Genomic DNA, 26,357 nt, shown 5'->3' with positions numbered 1-26,357 from the left:
ATTTATTTGCGTATACATTAAAGAATGCATTGTCAACGGACTGTAGTGAAAGCTGCTATCGCGCTATGAATGCGAAACGGGAAGGAAGCGGGCTAAGATGAAGAAAAATTATGATGTAGCAGTGTTCCACGGGGACGGAATCGGCCCGGAAATTATGGCCCCTACGCTTGAAATACTGCACCAGCTTTCGCGCGGCAGTCCTTCATACGAACTGGTGTTTACAGACGCTCCGGCGGGCGCAGGCCACTACGCCAAAACTGGAGAATCGTTTCCGGCTGGGTCACTCGAAACTGCACGCAACGCCGACGCGATTCTGCTATCTGCAATGGGTTTGCCGGACGTTCGCTACCCTGACGGAACCGAGATTTCACCGCAGATCGATCTGCGAAAGCAACTGGGACTTTTCGCTGGTGTACGGCCAGTAAAGGTAAGCAGCGGACAAATGACCCCCTTGGCGCTGCCCACCGGAAAAGAGATCGACTTTGTCTTGATACGCGAGAGCACAGAAGGACTGTTCTTCACCCAAGGCACTGGCGAAGTTACCGAACACGAAGCACGTGAAACTCTGCTGATCACTCGTGAGGTGTCCGAAAAACTGTTCCGTTTCGCGTTTGAACTCGCCCAGAACCGCAAAAGAACCGGGCGCGGTCGGGGTCGAGTTACATGTGTCGACAAAGCTAATGTGTTCCGCGCTTTTGCGTTCTTCAGATCGATGTTTGATACAGAAGCTGCACACCATCCCGAATTGCAGGCAGACCATGCCTATGTTGATGCCACCGCTCTATGGATGGTTCAAAAGCCTTGGGAATTCGACGTATTGGTGACTGAGAACATGTTCGGAGACATCCTCTCCGACCTTGGCGCGGGTCTCATGGGTGGTCTTGGACTGGCTCCGTCAGCGGATATCGGGTTGAAGCACGCTGTATTCCAACCCTGCCATGGTTCCGCTCCGGACATTGCGGGACGGGGTATTGCCAATCCTTTTGCGATGATCCTGTCCGCAGCAATGATGCTTGAATGGTTGGGGTTGACCCATGATCATCCAGACCTGTCCAACGACGGCGAACGGTTGAGCGAAGCCGTGGAAAAGGTGACTGCGAACGGACAGAACCTGACGTGTGACCTAGGTGGCACGGCCGGAACGCAGGACGCAGCCTCGTCGGTATTGGAAGCATTGCGGGCATGAATACTCAACAAGCCATCAGGGTCGCGTGTGTGGGTGCGGGGTACTTCAGCAGGTTCCACTACGAAAGCTGGTCCCGAATGCCCGGAGCGGTTCCGATTGCATCCTGCAACCGTGATATCAACAAGGCGAAGGAAACAGGACTGGCCGCTTACGATGATCTGTCAAAAATGCTGGAGGCGGAAGAACCGGATCTCGTGGACATCATCCTTCCACCTGTTGCGCAGGCCGCCGCCATCCGAACGGCACTGCGGTTTGGTATCAAGTGGCTGATCTGCCAAAAACCTTTCTGCATGTCATTGGATGAAGCTAAGAAGATCGTTTCCGAGGCTGAAGCACTAGGCGCAACTATTGTCGTGCATGAGAATTTTCGCTTTCAGCCCTGGTATCGTGCGATCAAGGTAGCGATGACCGAGGGTCGAATTGGAACACCTCTACAAGCGACTTTCCGGCTTCGGCCCGGCGACGGACAGGGACCACGCGCCTACCTTGACCGGCAGCCGTACTTTCAGGACATGCCACGTTTTCTGGTGCATGAAACAGCGGTTCACTGGGTAGACACATTCCGATTTTTGTTCGATGCGCCCAGCGCAGTTTATGCGGACTTGCGCCAAGTTAACCCCGTTATCGCGGGCGAGGATGCAGGTTACATCTTGTTTGACCACCCCAACGGTTTGAAAGCTCTGTTCGATGGGAACCGATGCCTTGACCACAGCGCCGAAAACCTGCGTCAGACCATGGGCGAAGCTCTCGTCGAAGGAACGGAAGGATCACTGGTTCTTAACGGCGACGGTTCAGTAGAACTCCGCGTTTTTGGAAAACAGGAGCGGCAGCAGGTTTTACCTCCGAGCGATCATGATGGGTTTGGAGGCGACTGCGTCCACGCCTTGCAAAGTCACGTCGTTTCAGGCCTTCTAAGAGGCACGCCGTTGGAAAACACGGCTCGAGACTATTTGGACGTGATCCGCATCGAAGAGAACATCTATCTCTCGGCTGCGGAGGGACGAAAGATCAACCTGGAGACGCCGTGAAGGGTCAAGACGCAAAAACTCTTTCCAATACGCAACGCGCCGTTAGGGATTTGCGACAGATGATCCTTTCCGGCGAACTTGCGGCCGGAACTGACCATCTGGAATCGGAACTCGCCGAAACTCTGGGCATGTCCCGCACCCCGATACGGGAAGCTGCGTTGATGTTGGAAAGTAAAGGGTTGCTGGAAATGCGGCCCCGCAAGGGCGTGCGGATACTACCTGTTTCATCAGATGATATGCGTGAAATTTACGACATACTGACGGAACTCGAGAGCCTCGCAGCGCAGCGCGCTGCCGAAGCGGGTTATTCAGAAGATGAACTGGCGGTACTTGCTGGATCAATTGCAAAGATGGACCAAGCCATCGAAGCCGGAGACCTTGAAGCCTGGGCCGAGGCCGACGAGTTGTTTCATCAGGAGCTCGTTCGGTTGGGCGGCAACAAACGTGTCGAAGCGATTGTCGCCATGATGAGCGACCAGGTGCGTCGCGCGCGCGCAACGACGTTGTTCATCAGGCCCCTGCCCGTCAAATCCAATGAAGATCACCGGGTTGTTTTTCAAGCGATTAGTGAAGGTCGTCCAGATGCCGCCCGCGAACGTCATCGAGAACACAGGCTGCAAGCGCAGGCTATGCTTTGCGGGATACTCGAAAAGCATCGGCTCAACAGCCTCTGATCTTCTCGTGTCCGGTCGTTAATCAACTAAAATAACTGCCAATTTTCGACATCAACGGCGCTCCGAATACTTGTCGCCCACGGCAGTCCACGGTTGCGTCCGGCTGTTCTGATTTTCTTTTTTCAAATCACTCAACCAATCACTGCATCGTTTGGGGTTGATGTGGTACGAATTCGTATTAAATTAGTACGATATCGCACTATTGGAGAGTAAAGATGCCAAACCGAAGACGTTTTCTCAAGATTCTAGGCGGAGGCACAATACTGGCGGCAACCGGTGCGGTTGCGTTTCTCGCTACACGCACGCCGCATGACGCGCTGGCTCCGTGGACGCCAAAACCGTATGACGACCCACGCAAAGTTGCTTTGTCCTATGCAATTCTCGCCCCCAATCCGCACAACTTGCAACCTTGGCTGGTCGAGTTGGTTGGACGAGACAAGGTGCGCATCCACCGTGATCCTGATCGCGAGCTTCCGGAAACCGATCCTTACCACCGTCAGCTCTATATTGGCCTCGGGGCATTTGTTGAGACGATGGTACTGGCGGCAAGTGCTTTCGGGTTCGATACCGAGGTCAAGTTACTGCCAGATGGGGATGACGGACCCATCGCAGAAGCAGTATTTGTGCCAGGCGGAACATCCGATCCACTATCAGATCAAATCCTCAAACGGCATTCTAACAAAGAACCGTACACTGAACAGCGACTGTCCGAGGCGGAAATGTCAGTCCTTGAAAACTACGCCACTCTGATTTCCGATGAGAGTCTAGTGGCCCGTATTCGAGACCTCACGAAACGCGCATTTGAAATCGAGATGCGTACACCGCAGACGCTGAAAGAATCCGTCGACCTCATGCGGATCGGGAAAGCAGAAATAAACGCCAACCCTGACGGGATTGAACTGCGTGATCCCATGCTGGAAACACTGCGACTAGCAGGTCTGTTGGACAATGAGACCCTGATGAACGTTGACCACCCGGGCACTCAGTCACACATGCGAGGCTACTTCGCCATGCTAGACGCGACGCCGCAATACGCGGTCATCACGACGGCTACAAACACGCGAAGCGATCAACTCGATGCCGGGCGTCGATTGATGCGTTTTTATCTGAAGACAACCGAAATGGGCCTGGGCGTTCATCCGGTCAGTCAGGCACTTCAGGAATATCCCGAGATGGCCGATGAATACGCTCTGGCGCATGAGCTTCTTGCGCCAACAGGGCACACAGTGCAAATGTTGCTGCGTTTGGGGTATGGACCCGAACCAATTGCCACACCCCGCTGGCCGCTGGAGACACGAATTCTGAATGAAGCCTGAACATGAGACCAACGAAGTCTACCGGTTCTTCACCGAGGTCGGGATCATCAATCAGTTGATCTCGACCAAGCTAGAAGCGTTCTTACCTGGCAGAATGACCGCAACCCAATTTGGCATATTGGGCCATCTGGTCCGGCGCCCCGAGGGAGAGACGCCACTACAGCTATCGAACGCTTTTCAAGTGCCCAAGACGTCGATGACGCACATGCTCTCCAGTCTTGAAAGTCATGCCTTAATTACCCTTGAAGCCAACCCCAATGACAAGCGTTCAAAAATTGCCCGGTCCACACCGCGAGGCGCGGAGTTTTTGAAAGCTTGTATGGAGCGGATGTCGGAAGCCCTGGATCCTGTTTTGTACGAACTCGGATTCGATCCATTTCGCAACTCGCTGCCGAATCTGACGCTCATACGCGAAGCTTTGGACAGCGAACGGGACTAAGTAGAGCCAGCGCCGCCCAAAGCACGACCTCAAACGATCAGAACACCATGCTATCTGCGCCTAGGAGCAGCGACGGCGATCCTCGAGGCAAGATGGGCATGTCGTCAAATATTGCAATCCACGCGTCACCATCAAATACCACGAGTGGTTGGTTAAATTCCCACCTATTGGGGAACTGCCAGAGTTCGTTCGAACTAGCGCGCCGTCACAGTCGCCAATCGAAAAAGTAGGATGTGCGAAATCAACACCAAAAACGAAACAACCTCAGGCTACATAGAACAAACTTGCAATCGCGTGCTCCGACGTAGTCACCTAGGATACGGGGATGGAGCAAGCTGATGACGCGATGGAAGTTTGTGGTTTGTGTTTGGTGTGCGCTGACTCTTGTTGCTTGCGCTCCAAAAACTCGCACCTATGAAAAGACGGTATCGGCCTCGCTTCCGGCAAACTCGCGCACAGCTCTTAGTCAGGCAGCCAACCGGCTTGGCGATCCCAAAGACGGTCGGTCGGGGGTCAAGCTGATCAGTGACGGCGAAGAAGCGCTTGTTTCACGTTTGCTGTTAGCGGCTGCGGCTGAGCAAACGATAGACGCGCAATACTACCTTCTGCACAACGACCCAACGGGCCACCTTTTTGCAGCTAGCCTATTGCAGGCCGCAGATCGGGGTGTTCGTGTCCGATTGTTGCTGGATGACATGGATACGTCCAGCTATGACGCAATGACAGCCGCATTGGACAATCACGAGAATATTGAAATCAGGTTGTTCAATCCGTTTTGGCGCGATCAGAGCCTTTTGTTCGCGGGTCTGACGGACTTCAAACGCATCAACCGCAGAATGCACAACAAGTCCATGACGGCGGACAACGTGTTCACGATAGTGGGTGGCAGAAACATCGGTGCCGAGTATTTTCTGGCTCGGAAAGAAATGAACTATGCCGATCTGGATGTGCTGGCCGCAGGCCCAGTTGTACGCGAGGTGTCGCAAAGCTTTGACGCATACTGGAACAGCGAATTTGCCGTTCCGGCTCGTGTGGTCGTTGGAGAACCCCAGGAATTTGACCTTGCTGATGCACGAGTCCGGTTGAACGAACTGGTCGAGGAAGCGAGGCAAACGCAGTACGGCGCTGCCCTCAGAAAATCAGCGCAAGAGAACTTCGCGGATGGAGCCCTGTCACTGGATTGGCTGCCTGCGAAACTTTATGCTGATCCGCCCTCAAAAGCCGCGGGTCTCGAGAACTCAGGTCCCGTTCTGGCATCTCAATTGCTTCCGTACTTTGAGAATGCCAACAGTGAGGTGAACATCGTCTCCGCCTATTTCGTGCCGCGCAACAACGGTGTGAAATGGCTTACCGAACTTGAGAGCCGCGGTGTTAACGTGAAGGTCGTGACCAATTCGCTTGCATCTAACGACGTCGCACCGGTTTACGCACACTATGCTAAAAAACGCCGAGCACTTTTACGCGGTGGAGTAGAACTCTACGAACTGCGCCCCGACGCCTATCAGGTCCAACGTCGGGGTATTAACTGGGCTCAATCTCGATCAGGCCTACACTCCAAGGCATTTGCAGTTGATGACCGATACTTGTTCGTAGGGTCGTTCAACTGGGACCCGCGGTCTGTCAACATCAACACCGAAATGGGAATTCTGATTGACTCACCAGCATTGACCGCACGGACTATGGGTGCCTTGGACGACGCGCTACCCGCATACACATATAACGTGACGCTAGAGCACGCCGGTCAGCTTAAATGGACAACAAGAGGCGATGATGGCAACGTCCTTGAGTATGAATCCGAACCGACAGGATCAGCTTGGGATCACATAGTTTCCGGTTTCCTAAGTATTTTACCAATTGGGTCACAGCTTTAGGTTTGTTGACAAATAATCTGGCCGCGTGTCGCTCTTCTCGGACACGCGTCTACAGCGAATGGGAAACACCCTGACGTATTTCGGGCCATCGCCCAGGCGACCTTCAGTAAAAACCAATCTCGCTGACATCTACACGGGCGTCGTGATCGCGCCCGTAGGCGACAATTCCAACTGAGGTGATTTCGTCAGCGACGGGAATAGAGCGCAACATGGCACCTGAAGCCTTAAAGTTTGACAAAGGTAAAGAAACCTCGGTCCATTCGTCAGAAGTTTCGAACTCGGCCTGATAGTATTGCCACGGAAGCACCGTGCCACGAGTTCTGAGGTGAACGAAGTATTGCTCGCCGTTGCCCCGCACCACTAACCTGACGCCTGATACACCCTCATCTGGTCGAACAGGTAACTTGCGTCGAAACTGGATGAAGCCGCCGTTGTTTTCTGTACTCACGGTTCCGGTCAACCGCGCGAATGCAACATCACCTTCCGAATGAAACTGCACCTGCCCTGAAGAGACCCCTCCCATGACGCTGTCGGCAATGTAGTCCCAACGAGTCTCCGGAGACTCGGAGAAGTCCTCAGCAAGATTTCCATCAGCCTGCGCCATTGTAGATCCGATGATAAATAGCCCTGAAACAAGCCCAACGAAGTTGCCACGCATATTGTTCTTCCTCAGTACAATATCGCAATGGAAAGGTTAAGCGCCGTGGCAAATGCGACCCATGCTAAGTACAGCAGGAAGGCCAGTGCGGAAACCCGATCCGAATTCCTGACCCGAGCGATGAACATGACGATGACAACCAACAACGCGACAATGACCACAAGGGCAAACCACGGCTGTTGCAGTACGAAAAAGGTTGGAGACCACAAAAAGTTCAGACCCATCTGCGCCCACCACAGCTTCATTGCGGTCGAACTTCGGTCTGTTTCAAACTGACGCCAACCCGTCACAGCAATCAAGACATAGAGCACCGTCCAAACTGGGCCAAAAACCCAATTTGGTGGGTTGAAGGCGGGTTTAGAAAGCTGCCCATACCAATCGCCGGGTGCGGTCAATATCCCGATCAGGATGCCGCCTCCCATCACGAGGGCAAGAAATGCTATGCGGACCATCCAGTTCGACATTGTAAGGCAGCTTTCAGCAGTCCTTGGTCGCTACGTTGACAACTGCGTCGGAAGAGAAGGTTGCAGTATTGGTCTCAACTGCGTCGGCATATGACACTGTTGCGCCTTCGATCTCGGAACCGGTTACGGTGATTTCGCGTTGCCCGATTGTATCATCAACATCGATGGTAAAGGCGAGATTGTCCCCGACTGTGAGGGTGGCGATCTCAAGTTCAATTGTATTTTGCCCGTCCACCACCAAAGGAAGTTGCCGCAGTGCATCAACACCCTCAACGAATTCAAGCGGCTGGAATACCTCTACGCCTGCGCCACTTTCGGTGACATCGAAAATCAGGCGTCCGGCAGATTGCGACAAGTCAATTTTGAGGGTTGAGGCTTCTACTTCGCACGTTCCGACATTCGTTAGAACAAAACGGTCCTTGGGTGCACCTTCTATGAAGCGAATTTGAACTCCGGCTTGAAGCGAGGTAGATGCTAAAAGTACGAGGCACACCGCAATAATTCTGGTCGGAAGCATTTTTGTCTCCTTTCGACAAGGTTCCTGACAAATACGCTCTGGCAGCTTTCTTGGATCAGACTTATGCCCTTTGACTATCGTGGTTCAGCCGACAGGACCTTTCAAAGTTCCATGCGCCGCTGTCAGAACGGTTAAGTCAAAACATGCCGTTTTCATTCTCGCTGTTTGCCGGAACCTCCTGAAGAACGTCCCAGTGCTCGACAACCTTCCCATCGACATCCAGGCGAAAAATATCGATCCCTGCGTACTCGAGACCATCGGGCCAGATTTGGTGGCAATGCAAAATAACGTGGTCGTCTTCAGCAAAGGCACGTTTGATATCCACACGCTTTCCCGGGTATTCGGCAGCCATGCGCTCGAAGTACTCGACAAAGGCTTGCTTGCCGTCGCCAACATGCGGGTTGTGCTGCGTATAGGTTTCCCCAACAAAGATCTCTATGGCCTCGGCAGGTCGACACTCGTTGAACATCATTTCGTAGAAAGCGATGACGTTTTTCTTGTTTGTTTTGAGGTCCGGCATACTGAGCTCCAAATCGACGTTTGCACCGCCTAAAAAATGTTGGCCCACGCAAATCTTGGAAGCAACCCGGCAAGGACCTCAATCCCTAATCGGCAAGAAGTTACCGGCTTGATTTTGCGTTGCGACTATTTCGCGGGTTAGCCACTTATTCGGTTTCTTCAAAGTCTATGTGAATGTGATTTCCATCAGGATCGGCCACATGGATTTGCACCATTCCAGCCCCCGGGACATCAGTTTTGCGATACTGCATCTGACACGAGATCAGTTTTTCTTCTAATGCTCTCAACCCTGTGGCTGAGAGCGCAAAATGCTCGAGCTTGAGCTTCACTTCGGAGCCGACATTAGGCGTTCCTTCGTGACCCACAAGGTGAACCACGGCGTGATCACCCGCATACAACCAAGCTCCGGGAAACGGAAAATCAGGGCGGGCCCCGAGTTTTAAACCCAAGACCTCTTCATACCAAGTAACCATCTCAGGCAACTTAGTCGTTACGATATTCACATGATCCAGTCGCTCAATTCTCATCTAAAAACCCTCAAGCACGAGCTTTCCTTTGGCCATGCCGCTTTCAAGGATTGTATGCGCTTTCTTTAAGTTTGTAGCATTGATCCTACCAAGTGTATCGGTCGCTGTGGATCTGATCTTTCCGTCATCTATCAACCCCGCGACCTGATTCAGGATTTTGCTTTGACGGTTCATATCTCCAGTCCCAAAAAGCGACCGAGTGTACATGAACTCCCAATGCAATGAGATCGATTTAGGTTTGAACGGCGCGATGTCGAAGGTTTCAGGATCATCAATCAACCCAAAGCGACCTTGAGGTGTCATCACCACTCCAGCTTGGGAGGCATAAAGCTGGGAATGGTTTGTCGAATAAATGAAATCCACGCTGTCGATACCGAGAGCCTCGAGTTGTGAGCCAAAAGGCTCCGCATGGTTGATGACATGGTGTGCACCCAGCTCTCGAACCCAGTCTTGTGTCTCGGGTCGGGACGCCGTCGCTATCACTGTCAATTCAGTTAGAGCCCGTGCCAATTGAATGGTGATTGACCCGACACCGCCTGCGCCACCAATAACCAGCAACGTATTGGTCCCGCCGGAAACGGCATCTTGAACTCGCAAGCGGTCGAACAGCATCTCAAAGGCAGTAAGTGTCGTTAGCGGCATCGCCGCAGCTGCTTTTGCAGATATGGACTTTGGCGCTGACCCGACGATACGTTCATCTACCAGATGAAACTCAGCATTGGTCCCCGATCTGTTTATTGCCCCGGCGTACCAAACTGTATCTCCCGGACTGAAAGTCTCAACCGTTTCACCAACTGCTTCGACGATCCCTACTGCGTCCCACCCCAGAATATCAGGTATTGGACCTACAGGAGCACGTTTTTGACGAATTTTCGTATCAACTGGGTTCACTGACACGGCCTGCACCTTCACCAACAAGTCGTGCTCTTTCGGCGTCGGTTTGTCGGCCTCAAAGTCGATTAAGGCGTCCGCCCGATCAATCGACCCTGTCTCAAGGTATCCCACGGCTTTCATAACGTGCTCCTTTGTCCGGTTCTCAATCAACCGATGATTGTCATCTCATTCAACGTGAATTCTGCAACGGCGCCCTCTGTTGCTTCCAGGTAAGCCGCAAGGTGCTGAGCACCCATGTGGGTTTGCCAAAGCTCTCGGCTTTGCCAGTTTTCGTAGAACACGAAATGAGCCGGGTTGTCGTTGTCCTGGTGCAGGTCATAGTTAATGCAACCTTCTTCGGCACGGGTTATGTCGATGAGCTTGATCAGCTCGGCCTTTACGAGGTCAATCTTGTCGGGGTTAGCTTTGATGTTGGCGACGATTGTCAACTTGGCCATTGGAATAGGTCCCTTGTGTATTTGCGCGATGCGTTAGATTTACGCCGCAGTCTTTTCGGGATAAACGGAGTATAATCGAACATATAATCCGGAAATACCGTTTAATGCATTTAGACAATCTTCGCTTGTTTCTGACCATAGCCGAGAAAGGCAGTCTTGTGGCCGCGGCGCGCGACACAGGGATGTCGAGCACGACAGTGTCCGAGCGGCTCGCGGCTCTGGAGGCACATTACGGAGTGGTTTTGTTCAACCGCACCACCCGTTCCATTAGCCTGACCGAAGAAGGCCGGACACTAGCTAACGGAGCAAGAAGCATACTCAGTGAGGTTGCGGACCTGGATACACTTGTTCGGCACGGCGCCGAAACTCTATCTGGTCCAATTCGCGTAAGTGCGCCCATTGACTTGGGACGGAGTTTTGTTTCCGAGGTTATTGCCGAATTCACCGAAGAGAACCCAGCCGTCTCAATCGAACTGTCCCTCTCGGACGGTTATGTCGACCTTGTGGGCCTGGGTTTCGACCTCGCTGTTCGCTTCGGCAACATAACAGACAGCTCGCTCAGATTGCGAAATCTGGGAAGCTACCAACGTTTCGTATGTGCGTCCCCAGGTTACCTGACCTCATTCGGAACGCCAAAAAAACCAGAAGATCTGTTAAACCACAACTGCTTGGTCATGAGGTTTGGCGACATGATCGACAACGTTTGGGAGTTTGGATCAGGACCAAATGCCCAGCGCGTATCGGTAAAAGGAAACCGAATAGTCAATGATGGTTCACTCATCCGCGATTGGGCGATTGCAGGTCATGGGGTCGTACTGAAGTCCGAGCTGGATGTCCGCGACGATGTTCGATGTGGCAGACTTGTTTCTGTCTTGCGCGATTTCCTCCCACCGCCGAAGCCTTTGCAAATGATGTTTCCTCCGAGCCGAGCCCAACCACGTCGCGTAACGGTCTTGGCCGAGCACTTGCGTCGCAAATTTGGTGTGAATTGAGGCCACAGGGGAAGAAACCAGACTGATACCAGCTAAGTTTGCTCAATGAATTTCAATGTCGCGTGTGCTAGCTCTGTGCCAGCATCTTCTTGGATGAAATGCCCAGCTTTTGGTAGCACGGTATGGTTTCGACCGGCAGCTCCTGGGATCGACTTTTGGAACACTTTGTCTACTCCCGCCATGACCCTGTCATCTTCTCCAAAAACGGTCAGAAACGGAGTGTCGAGGGTCTTTAGGGTTTTCCATGCGGCTCGGTTGGCTTCTGAAGCTGGGTTGTCGGGTTTGTCGGGCACCAACATTGGAAACTGTCGAGCGCCCGCCAGATAGCGCGCATCCGGGAACGGTGCGTTGTAGGCTGCGACCTCTTCGTCTGAAATCTTGGATGTTGTACCGCCGAATACGATGCGGCCCGAATTAAATTCAGGCACGGATTGCGAGTATTCCCGCCATGAAAGAAATGCGTCGCCCAAGGGAGTGTCACCAGTGGGCAAGGCCGTGTTTGCCACAATTACCCGAGAGAACCGCTCGGGCATACTCGCAACCAGCCGCAAGCCTATGAGTCCGCCCCAGTCTTGGCAAACCAATGTGATGCTCGTTAGGTCAACTTTCCGCAACCACTCGGACATCCAGTCTACATGGCGTTGGTAGGTGTAATCGAACCGCTCAGCTGGCTTGTCCGACCGTCCGAACCCAATCAAATCAGGCGCCAGAACTCGGTGGCCCGCATCTTTGAATAATGGGATCATGTGCCGATACAGGAAACACCAGGTGGGCTCTCCGTGCATCAACAATACAGGCGGTACCTGTGTCGGCCCCTCGTCCAAATAGTGCATTCGGAGACGACCGCCTTCGGTATCATCCACATCAAGATAGTTCGGGCCGAATGCGAAATCTGGCAACCCGTCAAACCGGTGGTCCGGTGTGCGAAGGAACTTCATTGAGAACTCTCCAAAAATGCCGACGGTCTTGGCAAAGCAACAGTGATCGATAAAACTAAATCGGTCCAGTTCCCGCGTATTTTGAATTCAGGATTGTATGAGCTCGACGCATTTCTTCGCTCCATAACTGCAAACGTACTCATTGCGAACGTCTCGGATCTGCTGCCCCAACAATAAAGTTTGGTCACAAGAGCCTTACCTTATGAGTTCTTCTGAACTGAAGCAGCGTACATCTTACGGAACGCCGAGAGGCAGCTCAGAAGAAAAGCGCAAGTCCGGTCATTGAGACAACCAAGAAAAGTAGAGTCATGATTCCACCCGAGCGAACGAAATCGACCACCCGGTAGCCTGCCGGGCCCATGATCAACGCGTTCACTTGGTGTGTTGGGATCAAAAATGAGTTGGACGTTGAAATTGCCACGGTGAGAGCAAACACAGCCGGGTTACCACCCGCCGATACGGCAATAGAAACCGCCAGCGGCACCAGCAGAACAGTTGCACCTACGTTGGACATGACCAGCGTGAACGCCGTTGCCAAAACGGCGATCCCTGCTTGCAAAGACCAGATCGGCCACCCCTTCAGGAGGGCCAACACATGCGCGGCAATCCAATCCGCAGTGCCGGTGTTCTGAACTGCTTGGCCCAACGGGATCAGCGAAGCCAGTAGAAAAACTGTGCTCCAACTAATCGATTCGTAAGCTTCGTCTATCGAGAGCACCCGGCTCAACACCATCCCAATAGCGCCGATCAACAGGCACAATGACAAGCGCAGATCGGAAAACAGGATTAAGCTCAACGCTATTAGAAAGAAGGCCAGCGCCCATCCGACCTTGTGTGGCCGTAACTCTTCTTGGGGAAAGTCCGAAGTTACGACGACGAAATCCCTGTCCGACTTAAGCCGTGTCAGACGGTCCCACTGCACGTGCACCACACACGTATCACCAGCTTGCAAAGGGACTTGCCCGATATGCGTGGCTGAATGATCATCAGTTTCAACGTGGCTCAGTGTTTCTTCGCCGCGCTGAATGGCCAACAGAGACAAACCGTGTGTCTGACGGAGGCGCAGATCAATCGGAGTCTGGCCAATGACCGATGAACCGGGCGGAATAACAACCTCTGCCACCCCTGATTGAGTCGCCGCGAAATCATCTGCAAAGACATCTAGTTGGGGTAGTATCTCTAAGCCGTAAGGCTCAGCGAACTGATGCTCAACCACCCGACGCAGGCCAAGCACTGCGAGCCGCGCCGGGGCTTCGATCTTTGTATCAGCCATCGGCGCGATGACCTTGTGGCCGCGATAGGATGTACCGAGAATGTAAATATTATGGGCGACCATGACATCCGCGAGCGTTTGTCCAATCAAGATCGAGCCTTCTGGAACACGAATCTCGAACATATCGGCCCTAAGCCCATAGGTGTTTTCTACATAGGTCTGCATGGACCGAGCTGAGCTTGCGTCTTCTCCACGCTCTCGCTGCGCTGGAAGGACCCAACGACCAAAGAGCACAAAGTAAAGAACCCCTGTCAGCACCAGCATCACACCGATAGGCGTGACTGAAAACAACCCAAATGTCTCCATTTGTTGGTTGGCCGGTAGGGATGAATTTGCCGAAACAATCAGGTCATTCAACAGGATGAGGGGCGACGACCCGACTAATGTGATCGTACCACCCAGTATCGCGCAAAACCCCATGGGCATAAGCAACCTACTCATCGGGATTTCTGTACGCGCTGAGATGCGGCTGACAACAGGCAGAAAAAGCGCAGCAGCTCCTACGTTCTGCATGAAAGAGCTGATGACACCAACCGTTGTTGAAATTATGGGGATTATCCGGGCCTCTGTCGTGCCACCATGCTTGAGGATCAAGGCCGCGACCTTTGACATAAGTCCAGTCTTGTCAAGCCCAGCCCCAATTACCATCACTGCGATGATGGACATCACAGCGTTGGAGGAGAAACCTTCAAAGAGCTTGGATATATCGGCTAGATTACCTAGCCCCGGTAGATAGCTCAGTGCGCCAAGCAGTACCATTACAAGAATTGCTGCGACATCGATCCGTATAATCTCGGTAACAAAAAGTAAGACGGTAAAAGATAATAGACTCAGTACGGCTATCATTTCGTACGTCAGTGTTGGTAATTCCATATCGTACTCCCAACCTAACGTTACCTGACCAGCAGCAAATACGAAGAACCAACTCTGCGCGGCAGATAAGTCCAAAATCTATCACGTCGGCTCACGCAACTCGTTTTCTCGGACGTGGTATCTGCTGAAATCTGGATTTCGCCAACTCAAAGAGACGCTGATGATAAACTCAAAAGCCTATCTTAATCACCGCAATCGGAGGGCAGCAGTCCATTCGTAGACTTGTGACAGAACCCCGCTTCAAGAAAGGGTATTGCCGTACCGGCGAAGTGAGCGCGTCCAAACCGGCGCGCTCACTCTATTTGGTATTGCCTGTTACCAAGGAGTTAAGAGTGATGCATCACTCTGCGGCAACCGCTTCCTCTTCTAGTGCTGGGTAGTCGGTGTATCCTTTTTCGTTACCGCCGTAGAGGGTAGTTGCATCTAGCTCATTCAGCGAGGCGTCTTTTTCCAGCCGACTGACAAGATCCGGGTTGGAAATGAACGGTCGGCCAAAAGCCACCAGATCGACGGCACCGGTCTCAACCGATTCAATCGCCATTTCGCGATCATAAGCGTTGTTGCCCATTTTCGCACCGTCAAACAATTCATAGAGCGCCTTTAGATCGCCACCTTCAGGAATATCGCGCGGGCCGCCGGTCTGTCCTTCCACGAGATGGAGATAGGCCAACCCATAGCTATTCAACAATTTGATCGCATGGGAGAACGTCGCCTGCGGGTCGCTGTCGGAGATGTTGTTGGCGTCCGAGAACGGGCTGAGGCGAACACCAACGCGGTCGGCGCCCCACACGTCGACAACCACGTCCATGACTTCCTTCAGGAATCGCGCTCTGTTCTCGACAGGACCGCCGTATTCGTCTTCACGCCTGTTGGACTCGTCCCGCAGGAACTGATCGATCAGATATCCATTGGCTGCGTGGACCTCGACACCGTCGAAACCAGCCTCTTTGGCGTTTTCCGCGGCCCTCCGGTAGTCGGAAACAATGTTCGCAATTTCTTCGATGGCCAGAGCCCGCGGTTCAGATGTTTCAACAAACTGCTCACCATCAAACGTCTTGGCCTTAGCTCCAATTGCGGATGGTGCAACAGGGGCGCCACCATCCTGCTGCAAGCTGTAATGCGAAATCCGGCCCACATGCCAAAGCTGGATTACAATCTTCCCGTCCTTGGCATGGACGGCCTCAGTCACTTTTTTCCAGCCGTCGATCTGCGCTTCGGAATAAATGCCGGGCGTCCAGGCATAGCCCTTGCCTTGGGGCGAGATTTGCGAAGCCTCCGTGATGATCAGACCTGCACCCGCCCGCTGGGCGTAGTACTTGGCCTGCAATTCATGGACACTGTCATCCTCGGCTCTTGCCCGGTTGCGGGTCAATGGCGCCATGACAATGCGGTTTTTCAGCTCGATTGCACCAGCTTTGATGCCAGAGAACAGTTTTTCATCAGCCATTGCTGCTTCCTTCTTTGGTAAACTTCGTTCAGATATTATTGGACCAATCAGTCCAATATTAGGGTCACTGTCTTTTGATTGAGTTTGTTTTAGGTTTCATTTCCTTATGGTGGTGGGAGTCCTTATGGCGAAATCACCAACCGGGCTTGCTTCAGGGTTTGCGATATCTGCTCAGCGGGAACGCCCGCCTTGCGCAAGGCTAGTGTTCCGATTGCAAGGGACGCAAAGGCGCGTGCCTTGTCGAGGGCCTGTCCCGGATCCGAAGGCTCAAGCGCTCTCGCAATAATCTCGTCAATATTCTCCAAATGCTGCCGCCCGAGAGCCGCCACTTCATCATCATGAGGAGCAAGTTCCGTCAGGCAGTTGATAAGCATGCAGCCATCACGACCGCCTTGAGGGTTCGCCAAAGCTTCCATTATCGCACCGACAGGGTCATCTCCGCCCGCGTCAGCAACGTCACGCAGCGCTTTCAAACCACGCCTTGAATAGTGGCTGAGGGCTTTGTGAAACAAAGCCTGCTTGTTGCCGAACGCTCCATAGAAGCTGGACCGGCTCAAACCCATGGCCTTGGTCAGATCATCCACGGACGCGGTCTCGTAGCCCTTGTGCCAGAATACACACAAGGCTTTTTCCAATGCCTCAGCTTCGTCAAAGGCACGAGGTCTACCTGGACCTGCGGATGATTTGATGTCGCCATTTGGGAGAGTTTTTTTGCTCATGCGCATGATTTGGAATGATTGGTCCAGAAATTCAAGGTGGCGGTAGGAAATTTTTGGAATGGTCAGTCCGTATTATGACCAGAGAAAGGAATTTAGGTCGGTAGAAATACAAGACCTCACGCTAATCTTAGGATCAGGACTGTTTGTCTTTTTGCGGGAGTGTCAGACGAGGAGGATCGTGATCGTAGAAAAAAGAGCCCGCGCTCGGTACTAGTTTCCAACACTGGACTGAGTGACTGGCGGCTTTGTCCAACGCGCTGATCTTGATCACTCACAAACCAGAGATTGGTTCGGTAGATTTATGGCCAATGCCCTCATCTTGTGAGGATTACTACTCCAATGAGTAACAAAGCCAGGAATTCAGAACTGGTTTTACGAGCATCAGAACGGCGGGTCATCGTAAGCAAACCAACAATAATTTCAGCGCGCTAGGCAAAAAAACGAGGGCAGCTGAAGTTTAATTTGCCCAATGTGAACTTCTTAACTTTGGTTAGAACGGTTTTTTGGCAGTATCGTTTCATGAGTTGTTAGTGAGTTCAGTGAGTGAGTAGATGTATTTGCATAATTTCGAGGGGCATTGTTGCGCGGTCAATGACATCCGGATGGATGATTTTGCGCGTGAGTATCCGTTGCTGGACGATATAGGCGTGCACGCGCAATGGCAGAAGGGCTCCTGGCAGATCACGCGGATAGCCGACATCTGGACACGAACCGGGAAGGTGCTTTCTTTACCTTACAAAGGAGCCAACGCCTTTCCATCTTTCCAGTTTGCTCAGGATGGAACCCCGCTTCCTTTGATGGAAAAAGTGTTGAAAGCCCTGCCACGTGAAATGACCCCGTGGCAATGCGCGTTCTGGTTAACCTCACCCAAACTGGAACTCGGAGGGGAAAGCCCGGCAAATCGCATTCAGATCGGCGATGATTGCATAGTCGGTATCGCAGGCGATGCTGGTGGTCTGAAGGCAGCTTAGTGTTAGCTTTTGGTCACTCATACGTCGTACAGCATCTGGCAAATTCGTGTCTCCCCTGCTTTTTCTGCCTCCGGCAAGAATAGCGAGATCAGGGCACTTAAATGTCCATTCTCTTCTGAGAATTCAGAGACAATACCAAGCAGCCCATCCATAAATACGAATGGCCAAGAGCATACTGAAATACGGGTACTAACTAGGTCTTCGAATATCGATACCCGTTGGAGAAAATCCCACCGACAAGTACAACTGCTCTGCAAATCTGTTATCTACCGCTACGCGTAGCGGAAACTCAACAAACTCGGTTTCTGCATATTTCTGTCAAACAGACTTCACCGCTCAAACACAGCCATCATCTGCCTGCGCAATCGCGCCAGATCCTCATCCACACTAGCGGTAGGATCCCGGCTCAGGATGTGACTGGCTGGATCAAGTGGCATACACGCCGCAGCAGCGTTTGGTATCTGGTTCGAAAAATCGCGGAGTTGGCAATTCGGGAGATTGAACCAACTTCTGGTAATAGGCAGGGCGTGTCACCAGACGACACCTAAAGCAACGCACAGGTAGGAATTTCGGTGCCAGTCTCCCGTCTTTCCACACCAGTGCAAACTACTTGCGCCGGAGGACTAGGTCGTTTGCAGAATTGGAGCCTCTCCTGAGGAAGCGCTCGCACGCCCGACAACTAGCTTTTCCGGGGCCATGACAAATAACTCAAAGTTAGCAATTTGCCCAAAAGTCTTAGTTCCAGAGGGGAATAAGAATGTCAGAGAAGGGCTTCATCCGCAGTACTTTCGCACCTCAGTATCCCTAAGCCCGGTGGCCACAAGCATGCATCTGTTTCGCGCCTCGTAATAATACCCGCGGGCATACCACATGACCGCTTCGGGCTCATTTCCATCTGAAACCATCCAAGCACCACGCAAATATCTAACGGCGTATGTTAGATTGGTCTGAGCGTCTAAGAGGTCGGAAGGCTGTCCGCGAAATCCCATCTGGCGCGCAGTAGCAGGCAGAATCTGCATCAGCCCATAATAGGGACCATTTCGGGCATTGGGGCGGTAGTCGCTTTCTCGCTGGATCACACGGTGTACGAGGCTCCGCGGTACACCGTTTGCGTCCGCAGTTTCGTTGATCATCACGCGCAGCTCAGGGGTTTCACCGGGATAAAGTCGCGTCAAAGGCTCTGCGGGTTCATTGCCGCAAGCGGTAAGAATTAGCGCAGCAAGAATGACTGTGTATCGCATCAAAATTCTCATCTCATTAATGACAAGATTCATCAGTGCTCAACTGTGATTGATATTCAATATCCCAAGGTATTTTTGAGCGGCTTTTGGCCAGAATTGATTTGGCACCTAATACCGACGGTGCACTCTCTTTTCAGTAACAACGTGCCTCTTTTTCTGACGCTCGCGCAAAAAAACAAACAGTCCTGACCCCAAGATCAGTGAAATACCGACTGCGACAGGCAGGTTTGGGAGTTCGCCCCAGATGACCCATCCCCAGAAAATAGCCATGGGAAGACCGACATATTCAAACGGTGCCACAGTAGCTGCGTCTGCCATTCGGTAGGCCTGGCCAAGGCAATACCCGACAATTGCAGAATTGAATCCGAGGCCAATAAACAACCAGCGGTCAGCCCCTTCGGGCCAAACCCACGCACGCAGTAAGAAGATCAGGCTATCGTTCTCGAGCTCGGTCGTAAAACGTCCATCCCCTGCCACGGACCAGAACAACAGACTGACAACGATAAAGCACGCCTGAATGTACACGGCCATTGCTGAGGCTTTGGACTTTGCGCCAAGAAAACGGGTCATCACGTTGTTGAGGGCATAGGTAAATGCAGCAAGAACGGGTAAGGCATACATCAACAGACCAACTTCACGCTCGCCGCCGGCCTCCCATGGGCGAGTCATGATCACCACGCCCAAAAATCCCACAAGCACAGCACCAATCCGCATCGGCCCAACTTTTTCGCCAAGCAATGGGATACTCAGCAAGGTGATCATCAAGGGGGCTACGAAGAAAACAGCGGTGGCTTCCGCCAGCGGCATTACCGCCAGGGCCGTAAAGAACGTCAGATTGGCAATGACAATCAGCAAACCGCGCACAAGGTGAAGTCCCGGCTGATCGGTTTTCAGGATGCGCCAACCGCCCTCCATCTGGACCAGGGCAAAGCTGAACCCGATCCCGATCAACGATCTTGTAAACACCATCTGGTGCAAGGGGTAACCGCCAGACAGGAATTTGATCAGCATGTCATTGACAGAAATCGCCAATATTCCGATCAGCACGAACACAATACCAGCTGTCGGGTTTTGTAGTTTTTGTTCCGCTGTCATGGAGTGCCCTTTCACAGGGCCACTACCATGGGTCAAAGAATAGGTCACGTCGCTTTGCGACACGGCAGTTCGCTCAGATATCCGCGACGCGTATCTGTGATCGGTCGCAGCCCAAAGCAGACATTGCGATTGCAGCCTGTACTCCGGTAGCTTTCACATTATGAATGTACTACCCAGCCTCTCCGAGCATTACTCAGACCCTAAAACATATCCTCCAGGCGTGGCTTTCCTGGACGGACAGTATTTGCCGATTTCTGAAGCCAAGATTTCGGTGCTGGACTATGGGTTGCTTCATTCCGACGCAACGTATGATGTAGTTCATGTTTGGAACGGAGCCTTCTTTCGACTAGAAAATCACCTTGATCGGTTCTTCGCAGGTCTGGAAAAGCTGCATATGTCGATTGAGTATGATCGAGGCCAGGTCATCGAGATACTGCACAACTGCGTCGCACTATCCGGATTAAAGAACTCATACGTCGAGTTCATTTGTACTCGCGGCATGTCTCCAACATTCAGCCGGGATCCACGTCATGCCGTCAACCAGTTCATCGCGTTCGCAATCCCGTTTGGTTCGGTGGCCAATCCAGAGCAGATGAAGCATGGTCTAAATGCAGCAATATCCTCTTTGGTGCGCATCCCGCCAAATTCAGTCGATCCAACTGTAAAGAACTATCATTGGTTGGATTTGGTCAAAGGCCTCTATGAGGCTTACGACCGCGGCGCAGACACTGCGATCCTTGTCGATACAAATGGTAACGTGTCTGAAGGGCCCGGATTCAATATTTTTGCCGTCATCGACGGAAAAGTTCTAACACCAAGGTTCGGTGTGCTTCTCGGGATCACACGTCAGACGGTCTTCGACATTTGCACGAACCTAGAAATCGACTGCTCAGCCGTCGACATACCTCAAGACCAACTCTTAGGTGCAGACGAGATTTTCATATCTTCAACTGCCGGTGGGATCATGCCAGTGACCAAAGTGAATGGACAAAGCATCGGTTCTGGAACCCCCGGCCAAATCACAAATCAGATTACCAAGAGTTATTGGGAACTGCACAAAGAAGAGAACATAAGGATGGTTGTCAGATACCTGGATGACAAATAGCCTTCAGTCGGTGTCTGGTTTGCTCGGAGAAACTGAAGCTTTTCTGCAAGACGGGCCCCGGCAAGACACGCCAAAATAGCGGACCAAAACAGAGCTTTTCTGTTACCGGTCTCAGCCCAAACCGGACATTCAAAACTAGACTTTGCAGTTTTCCGAGAAGCGGACAATGCAGCCTTTTGATCTATCGCTATTGGGCGGCTCGAAACATCGGAAATAGGGGTGGGGCTTGGTCGGCTTTGATTAGACCCATCTCTTGAAAACCATAGCGCTTATACAGCGATAGATTTGTAGGGTTTGTCGACTCTAAGTAAGCAGGTCTTCCATCTTCGTCACAACGTTTGAGGCAGCATTCAAGCAACGCGGAACCCAACCCTTTTCCTTGGTGAATTGGGTCGACCGCAATAAAAGCTAAATGCCAGCAGTCCTCATCGGGATGATAATTGTCCATCTGCCCAAAGGTTTCGAACAACGCATCATGCTTTTCTGGTGAGACCGTCTGCTCAAAACAGGCGACAAGCCGTTCTTCATCAGGGTGAATGCTTGGCGGAAGCCAAAGTGCGCCAGCGGTGAAATCATCGTTTCGAAACGCGCTGCCCTGTTCAAATGCACGCCCTCCAAAGAAGTCCATTACTCGCGGGAAGTGGGAGAGGAAATCGGCAGGTTCAGGATACAGCCAACGCATGAATGGGTCCGCAGAAAATCCAAGAGCAAGTCCGCTTAACAAACTTTCTGCTTCACTTCGGGTTGATGATCTAAACATGAAATTACCTTTGGTCGTTCCACTTCGATTTCCAAATTTTAGCATGAGGGCCGTAAATACTTGTTGTCAAATGCGCAATTTATTGTCCTGCTCAAGCAACGATGGATGACTGCATTGGGCTCACTGCAGACATTTTCTGCATACAATGTCTGCGACAGATCGCAGCCCAAAGCGGACCTTCAAAACCGAGCTTTGTAATTCTAGCGATGCTGACCAAAGCCACCGATTGATGTACGGCGCTAAGATTGGTCGGAGTGAACCAACGCAATTCGGGACTTTCTGGTCATTCAGGTTGGATTCCCCAACCATTTGGTTGCACGTTCGCGAACGTCATCGGGTATCTCTGTGGCTTGGCGGGTTTCGAGGCTTAGCAGTACGCATTTGAATTCGGTTTCGAACGCTATTTTGTTGCCGTCAGCTCGAAAAAGCCGATGTCTAAAGGTCATGGATTTGGAGCCAATCGCTACAACTTCCGTCTCCAGCCGTATCGATTCACCAGCAGTAAGCTCTGCGCGGAAATCGCTTTGAGCGTTGACTACGGCGAATGAAACACGGCGGCCCGTTCGCATATCGTTTGCGGTTAACCCCATTTCAGATTGAATGGCTAAAACACCGTCGGAACATGCGGCGAAGTACCTCGAAACATTCATATGTCCAAGAAAATCGCAATCCGATGGATCAACAACCGAGCGAAATGAAACCATTGCTGACATGTAGTTGCTCCTCTCGAACTGCATAGGATTCTTACAAGAATGGGCATTGCATGTCATCTTGTCGAACAATCGACCAAGTATAGACCAGCATTTTGGTAAGTCTTAAGAAATGGAGTGTGCGATGCCCTCAATTGAAATTCAGGTGCTTGAAGGTGTGTTTTCGGCAGAAGAAAAAGGCAAGATAATACAAAATGTCACCAAGGCCTTCGGCGAAGTCGCCGGGCAAACAATACAAAATGGAACGTCTGTCCGGTTGCTAGAGGTAAGCAGCGGTTCATGGGGTTACGCGGGAAACATTCTAACTACACAAGACGCTTTGGAGATGCGCGCCCGTGGTTGACAAAACACCTTAGGACCGGGTCAGTTTTCGGCAGCTTTGGCCCACAGCAGTCACTTTCTACGGGTTGCATACTTGGCTGATTCAGCCAGTAGCCGACATTCGCGACCAGATTTAGCAATTCCGTAAAGCGAGAAGAAAGCAAGTTTTCAATGCCGCTTCATGTTGTTGTAGTATTGCCGTAGTTTTCGAATTGACCTGACATTTTGGCCGAGCTGACTGAACAACTCAGCGACGTTCTAATTCGAAGATGCTGCGAGAACTTGATCCGCAATCCAGTCGAACACAAGCCTGGACCCCCTGCCGGAGTTGGTATGACTTCGTGACATTACATAACCAGCATCGCTGAAGACTAAATCGTCCGTAACGGTCACCAGAGACCCCTTGCTGAGCAGATCATCAATCAATCCAATCCACCCCAATGCGACACCTTCACCAGACAAAGCAGCCTGGGTGACCATGTCATAGTTGTTGAAACTGATGTAATTTTTCTTTCTTTTGCCAGTGATGCCCAGGCTATCAAACCATCCTTGCCAGGTTTGCCACGCTGCGGTTGCAGGTTTTGACAGGCTCAGAAGTTGAACGTCCAGCAAGTCCGCGGGATTTTGGATTGATCCAATCTTCTTTAATAGCTGAGGACTGCAAACAGCGGCGACAACCTCTTCCAAGAGTAGTATTTCATCAGGTTTGATCTGGGCTTTGGGTGCAACATGGATACGAATGTCGCAATCGGTATCATCCAGGCCGGGCGGCACAGTGGACGCCAAAATCTGAATTTCAATTTCATCCCCGATTTCCTCTCGGAGGTAACCAAGACGCGGAAGCAGCCAGAATGTTGAGAACGCAAAATCGGCTGAGATTCGAACACTGGGTTTAGTTTTGCGCTCGAGCAAAGAGTTTACCGCAAAATTCATCTGCGTCATTGCGGGTCTGACCACATTCAAAAGCCTCAACCCCTCATACGTCAGTGAAACGCCCCGGTGTTCTCTTTTGAAGAGGACGACGCCCAGATCGACCTCCAAACCTTTTATCCGTTGCGAGATCGAGGACTGGGTCAGCCCGAGAGCGTCGCCGGCACTTGTAAAGTTTCCATGTTTCGCGACCATTTCGAACGCATAAAGCGCCACGAGGTTTCGGCTTAGACTGGTATTAACTCTGTTAATGTCACCCATAATTACTCAGCTACTGCAAAAGGTAGAAAATTTATACCAAAAACTATGCCTATGGGCGCGAGTGCAGCCCTGTGAGAGAAATACGGGAGCCAATGATAACAATACAAAGTCGCGGCCATAAGCGCGGATAGCCATGCGATTAACGAAATTCACATGCGTACGCTGGCTCAAAAAAATTGAGAATTTCAGCGAGTTTTGACTCCCCGGTCCCAGTGAGATTGACGATGCAACTTGCGTGTATCGTTGGGCTCAGTGGTTTCCCAGCAATATAGGCGGTCGAGCTAAAACTAGCAGACAATCCCACCAGAGCATCAAAAACAGGGAGAAGTTGATTATGGCGATAAAGCCACCTCTTTCAGAACTTCCGATTAAGACCGCTGACAACGGTTTTTATAGGGGGTTCAGTGTTAACGTCACGGTGATCAGTAAGATTATCATTAGTTTGCTGGTCGTCTGGTGCATCGTTTGGCCGACCCAGGCCGGCAGGATCCTTGGCGATTGGAATGCAGCCATTCTGGCTCAGTTTGCAGCTTGGTACATCTGGGTCGTAACCGGGTTTGTTATCGTCTGTATTGGTTTGGCCATCTGGCCAGCCGCAGGACGTCTGAACTTGGGTGTAGAAGGCGAAAAGCCGGAGTTCTCGAATTTCTCATGGTTCTCGATGATGTTCGGTGCAGGTATCGGAGTTGGGATGTTGACCTGGGCGGTGGCGGAACCCGTGGCCCACTTCAAGAACAATCCTTCGGTTATTCAAGGGGTCACTACAGCCCTAGATGCGGACAATGTGCGCACTGCCTACGTGTGGTCCTATCTGCATTGGGGATTGGGCGCTTGGGCGTGCTACGCGATTGCAGGTCTTGCATTGGCATTCTTCAGCTATCGCCGTGGGCTTCCGCTGACGATCCGCTCATCCCTGACGCCGCTCTTTGGTAAGGCGCTTTCGGGCAACCTTGGCCACCTAATCGATATCGTCGCCGTCGTTGCAACCATCTTGGGTGTGGCACAGACGCTTGGCTTTGGTGTTGAGCAGTTCGTTGCGGGCCTGACGCGTATCGGCATCGGCGGCCTGGCAAATACAGACGGTTCAGCCACAACGCTGGGCATCATCGTCGCGTTGCTGGTCATCATGGGGGCTTCGACACTGTCGGCTCTGTCTGGTGTGGGTAAGGGCATCAAGTGGCTGTCGAACATTAATATGGCGCTATCGATCTTCCTTCTGGGTTTCTTCATCCTGTTCGGGGCTACGTTCTTTGGCGCCAAGGCATTCTTTGTCGGCATCTGGGACTATTTGGTTGCTCTGCCCTGGCTCAGCTTCAACGTTTACGCCTCGGATGGCGTAGAAGGGTCTGAATCTTTCCTGCTGGCACAATGGCAGGGCTGGTGGCCGGTGTTTTATTGGGCCTGGTGGATCGCGTTTGCACCTTTCGTCGGATTGTTCTTGGCGCGCATCTCGCGGGGGCGGTCCATCCGTGAGTTCGTGCTGGGTGCGATGATCGTACCGTCGCTGATGTGCTTTGTCTGGTTTGCATGGGCCGGCGGCACCGCTATCGACCTTGAACTGAACGGTGGCGCAAACGGTGTGATCCTGGATGCGGCTAATGGTGACAAGATCTTTGCCATGACCACCTACATGCTCGCGCCCATAGCCGAGTTCCTGGCCTGGGCCATGGCGGTTGTGATCGTGATTTTACTGATGACCTTCCTTGTCACTTCGGCTGACTCGGCCGTGTTAATCGTGAATACGATCAACGCGGCTGGTGACGAAGGGCCCAAGGCACGTCCGCATATCATGTTCTGGGGCGCTGCGCTGGCATTGGTGGTTGGAGGCCTTCTGATCTCAGGTGGAACTGGGGCCATTCAGACCGCTATGGTAATCGGCGCACTACCTTTCTCTATCGTCATGGCGCTGATGTGCATTGCTTTGATAAAAGCGATCTGGAACGATGGGCGCCGCGAAGCGGCTGGCATCGCATCAACTGTTGATCCCGAAACATCAACGATGCCAGCCGAATAGTACTCGCGTATCTAAATGTGACCCCGGGACGAAAAAACCGGGGTCACAAATATGATGGCAGCCGAAACAGAAATCTATCAAAAATGCGGCTTTTAGCGCCGCATATTGATTGCTTGATCATTACCGAAAATACGTCTTTGGTTGAACTTTGCAAAGTCTGCTTTCTGCACAGAATAT

The 26,357-nt window shown here is 52.0% G+C and carries 27 protein-coding genes; 11 read left to right on the top strand and 16 right to left on the bottom strand.

Annotated elements, in window-relative coordinates:
* Positions 1-97: 97 nt before the first annotated feature.
* From ACR0DL_RS15110 to ACR0DL_RS15085, 6 genes are all read left to right on the top strand, one after another.
* Positions 98-1,186, top strand: a complete 1,089-nt coding sequence (locus ACR0DL_RS15110; protein ID WP_480689930.1) for an isocitrate/isopropylmalate dehydrogenase family protein — start codon at positions 98-100, stop codon at positions 1,184-1,186.
* Entirely contained in the window at positions 1,183-2,214 is a 1,032-nt protein-coding gene (locus ACR0DL_RS15105) for a Gfo/Idh/MocA family protein (protein WP_480689928.1), read from the top strand. The genes ACR0DL_RS15110 and ACR0DL_RS15105 overlap by 4 nt, the downstream gene beginning before the upstream one ends.
* The gene (locus ACR0DL_RS15100) at positions 2,211-2,888 is read left to right on the top strand and encodes a GntR family transcriptional regulator (RefSeq protein WP_480638638.1); all 678 of its coding nucleotides are present in this window, start codon (positions 2,211-2,213) and stop codon (positions 2,886-2,888) included. Before ACR0DL_RS15105 ends, ACR0DL_RS15100 begins: the two co-directional genes overlap by 4 nt.
* Before the next feature lie 215 nt (positions 2,889-3,103).
* Positions 3,104-4,204, top strand: a complete 1,101-nt coding sequence (locus ACR0DL_RS15095) for an Acg family FMN-binding oxidoreductase (protein ID WP_480689926.1) — start codon at positions 3,104-3,106, stop codon at positions 4,202-4,204.
* Positions 4,194-4,643 carry a MarR family winged helix-turn-helix transcriptional regulator gene (locus ACR0DL_RS15090; protein WP_217353310.1) on the top strand — a complete coding sequence of 150 codons (450 nt, stop codon included), beginning with the start codon at positions 4,194-4,196 and terminating at the stop codon, positions 4,641-4,643. Before ACR0DL_RS15095 ends, ACR0DL_RS15090 begins: the two co-directional genes overlap by 11 nt.
* Before the next feature lie 338 nt (positions 4,644-4,981).
* Positions 4,982-6,514, top strand: coding sequence for a phospholipase D family protein (locus ACR0DL_RS15085; protein WP_480689924.1), 1,533 nt, complete (start codon positions 4,982-4,984; stop codon positions 6,512-6,514).
* A 103-nt stretch (positions 6,515-6,617) separates the two neighbouring features.
* Here the strand turns inward: ACR0DL_RS15085 and ACR0DL_RS15080 are convergent, their stop codons facing one another.
* The 7 genes from ACR0DL_RS15080 to ACR0DL_RS15050 form a co-directional block, all read right to left on the bottom strand.
* Positions 6,618-7,172: a CIA30 family protein gene (locus tag ACR0DL_RS15080; protein ID WP_480689922.1), complete on the bottom strand. Its 555-nt coding sequence runs from the start codon at positions 7,170-7,172 to the stop codon at positions 6,618-6,620.
* Positions 7,173-7,183: 11 nt separating this feature from the next.
* Positions 7,184-7,636, bottom strand: coding sequence for a TspO/MBR family protein (locus ACR0DL_RS15075; RefSeq protein ID WP_480689920.1), 453 nt, complete (start codon positions 7,634-7,636; stop codon positions 7,184-7,186).
* A 13-nt stretch (positions 7,637-7,649) separates the two neighbouring features.
* The gene (locus ACR0DL_RS15070) at positions 7,650-8,153 is read right to left on the bottom strand and encodes an aggregation factor core (RefSeq protein ID WP_480689918.1); all 504 of its coding nucleotides are present in this window, start codon (positions 8,151-8,153) and stop codon (positions 7,650-7,652) included.
* A gap of 136 nt (positions 8,154-8,289) precedes the next feature.
* Entirely contained in the window at positions 8,290-8,673 is a 384-nt protein-coding gene (locus tag ACR0DL_RS15065) for a nuclear transport factor 2 family protein (RefSeq protein ID WP_170361955.1), read from the bottom strand.
* Positions 8,674-8,818: 145 nt separating this feature from the next.
* Complete coding sequence (locus ACR0DL_RS15060) at positions 8,819-9,199, bottom strand: VOC family protein (protein ID WP_480689916.1); 381 nt, start codon at positions 9,197-9,199, stop codon at positions 8,819-8,821.
* Positions 9,200-10,213 carry a zinc-binding alcohol dehydrogenase family protein gene (locus tag ACR0DL_RS15055; protein ID WP_480689914.1) on the bottom strand — a complete coding sequence of 338 codons (1,014 nt, stop codon included), beginning with the start codon at positions 10,211-10,213 and terminating at the stop codon, positions 9,200-9,202.
* Positions 10,214-10,239: 26 nt separating this feature from the next.
* Positions 10,240-10,530, bottom strand: a complete 291-nt coding sequence (locus tag ACR0DL_RS15050) for a putative quinol monooxygenase (RefSeq protein WP_480689912.1) — start codon at positions 10,528-10,530, stop codon at positions 10,240-10,242.
* Between the two features lie 104 nt (positions 10,531-10,634).
* Between ACR0DL_RS15050 and ACR0DL_RS15045 the strand changes: the two genes are divergently transcribed.
* Complete coding sequence (locus ACR0DL_RS15045; RefSeq protein WP_480689910.1) at positions 10,635-11,522, top strand: LysR family transcriptional regulator; 888 nt, start codon at positions 10,635-10,637, stop codon at positions 11,520-11,522.
* A 32-nt stretch (positions 11,523-11,554) separates the two neighbouring features.
* On the opposite strand, the gene ACR0DL_RS15040 is transcribed toward ACR0DL_RS15045, so the two are convergent.
* From ACR0DL_RS15040 to ACR0DL_RS15025, 4 genes are all read right to left on the bottom strand, one after another.
* Positions 11,555-12,460 carry a haloalkane dehalogenase gene (locus ACR0DL_RS15040; protein ID WP_480689908.1) on the bottom strand — a complete coding sequence of 302 codons (906 nt, stop codon included), beginning with the start codon at positions 12,458-12,460 and terminating at the stop codon, positions 11,555-11,557.
* 256 nt (positions 12,461-12,716) lie between these two features.
* Positions 12,717-14,606 carry an SLC13 family permease gene (locus tag ACR0DL_RS15035; RefSeq protein WP_480689968.1) on the bottom strand — a complete coding sequence of 630 codons (1,890 nt, stop codon included), beginning with the start codon at positions 14,604-14,606 and terminating at the stop codon, positions 12,717-12,719.
* Between the two features lie 340 nt (positions 14,607-14,946).
* Positions 14,947-16,053, bottom strand: a complete 1,107-nt coding sequence (locus ACR0DL_RS15030; protein ID WP_480689906.1) for an alkene reductase — start codon at positions 16,051-16,053, stop codon at positions 14,947-14,949.
* A 122-nt stretch (positions 16,054-16,175) separates the two neighbouring features.
* Positions 16,176-16,772: a TetR/AcrR family transcriptional regulator gene (locus ACR0DL_RS15025; protein ID WP_170379638.1), complete on the bottom strand. Its 597-nt coding sequence runs from the start codon at positions 16,770-16,772 to the stop codon at positions 16,176-16,178.
* 551 nt (positions 16,773-17,323) lie between these two features.
* Between ACR0DL_RS15025 and ACR0DL_RS15020 the strand changes: the two genes are divergently transcribed.
* A complete protein-coding gene (locus ACR0DL_RS15020; protein WP_480689904.1) occupies positions 17,324-17,743 on the top strand; it encodes a hypothetical protein in 420 nt (139 codons plus the stop codon).
* Between the two features lie 773 nt (positions 17,744-18,516).
* Here ACR0DL_RS15020 and ACR0DL_RS15015 read toward each other — a convergent pair.
* Together ACR0DL_RS15015 and ACR0DL_RS15010 are read right to left on the bottom strand one after the other, a co-directional pair.
* A complete protein-coding gene (locus ACR0DL_RS15015; RefSeq protein ID WP_480689902.1) occupies positions 18,517-18,984 on the bottom strand; it encodes a transglycosylase SLT domain-containing protein in 468 nt (155 codons plus the stop codon).
* Between the two features lie 108 nt (positions 18,985-19,092).
* Entirely contained in the window at positions 19,093-20,079 is a 987-nt protein-coding gene (locus ACR0DL_RS15010) for a DMT family transporter (protein ID WP_480689900.1), read from the bottom strand.
* Positions 20,080-20,239: 160 nt separating this feature from the next.
* Between ACR0DL_RS15010 and ACR0DL_RS15005 the strand changes: the two genes are divergently transcribed.
* Entirely contained in the window at positions 20,240-21,184 is a 945-nt protein-coding gene (locus tag ACR0DL_RS15005) for an aminotransferase class IV (protein ID WP_480689898.1), read from the top strand.
* A gap of 187 nt (positions 21,185-21,371) precedes the next feature.
* Here the strand turns inward: ACR0DL_RS15005 and ACR0DL_RS15000 are convergent, their stop codons facing one another.
* Both ACR0DL_RS15000 and ACR0DL_RS14995 read right to left on the bottom strand, forming a co-directional pair.
* Positions 21,372-21,866 (bottom strand): GNAT family N-acetyltransferase, encoded by a 495-nt coding sequence (locus ACR0DL_RS15000; protein WP_425082509.1) that lies wholly within the window; start codon positions 21,864-21,866, stop codon positions 21,372-21,374.
* A gap of 365 nt (positions 21,867-22,231) precedes the next feature.
* The gene (locus ACR0DL_RS14995) at positions 22,232-22,657 is read right to left on the bottom strand and encodes an acyl-CoA thioesterase (RefSeq protein ID WP_170552496.1); all 426 of its coding nucleotides are present in this window, start codon (positions 22,655-22,657) and stop codon (positions 22,232-22,234) included.
* A gap of 121 nt (positions 22,658-22,778) precedes the next feature.
* On the opposite strand from ACR0DL_RS14995, the gene ACR0DL_RS14990 reads away from it, so the two are divergent.
* A complete protein-coding gene (locus tag ACR0DL_RS14990; protein ID WP_170414971.1) occupies positions 22,779-22,997 on the top strand; it encodes a tautomerase family protein in 219 nt (72 codons plus the stop codon).
* 236 nt (positions 22,998-23,233) lie between these two features.
* Here the strand turns inward: ACR0DL_RS14990 and ACR0DL_RS14985 are convergent, their stop codons facing one another.
* Positions 23,234-24,166: a LysR family transcriptional regulator gene (locus ACR0DL_RS14985; protein ID WP_480689896.1), complete on the bottom strand. Its 933-nt coding sequence runs from the start codon at positions 24,164-24,166 to the stop codon at positions 23,234-23,236.
* Between the two features lie 334 nt (positions 24,167-24,500).
* On the opposite strand from ACR0DL_RS14985, the gene ACR0DL_RS14980 reads away from it, so the two are divergent.
* Positions 24,501-26,180, top strand: a complete 1,680-nt coding sequence (locus ACR0DL_RS14980) for a BCCT family transporter (protein ID WP_170352056.1) — start codon at positions 24,501-24,503, stop codon at positions 26,178-26,180.
* Positions 26,181-26,357: the final 177 nt, after the last annotated feature.

Source organism: Ruegeria sp. BB5 (assembly GCF_056539405.1).
Note: the sequence above shows the minus strand (reverse complement) of the source record. Positions and strands in the feature narration are given on the sequence as shown.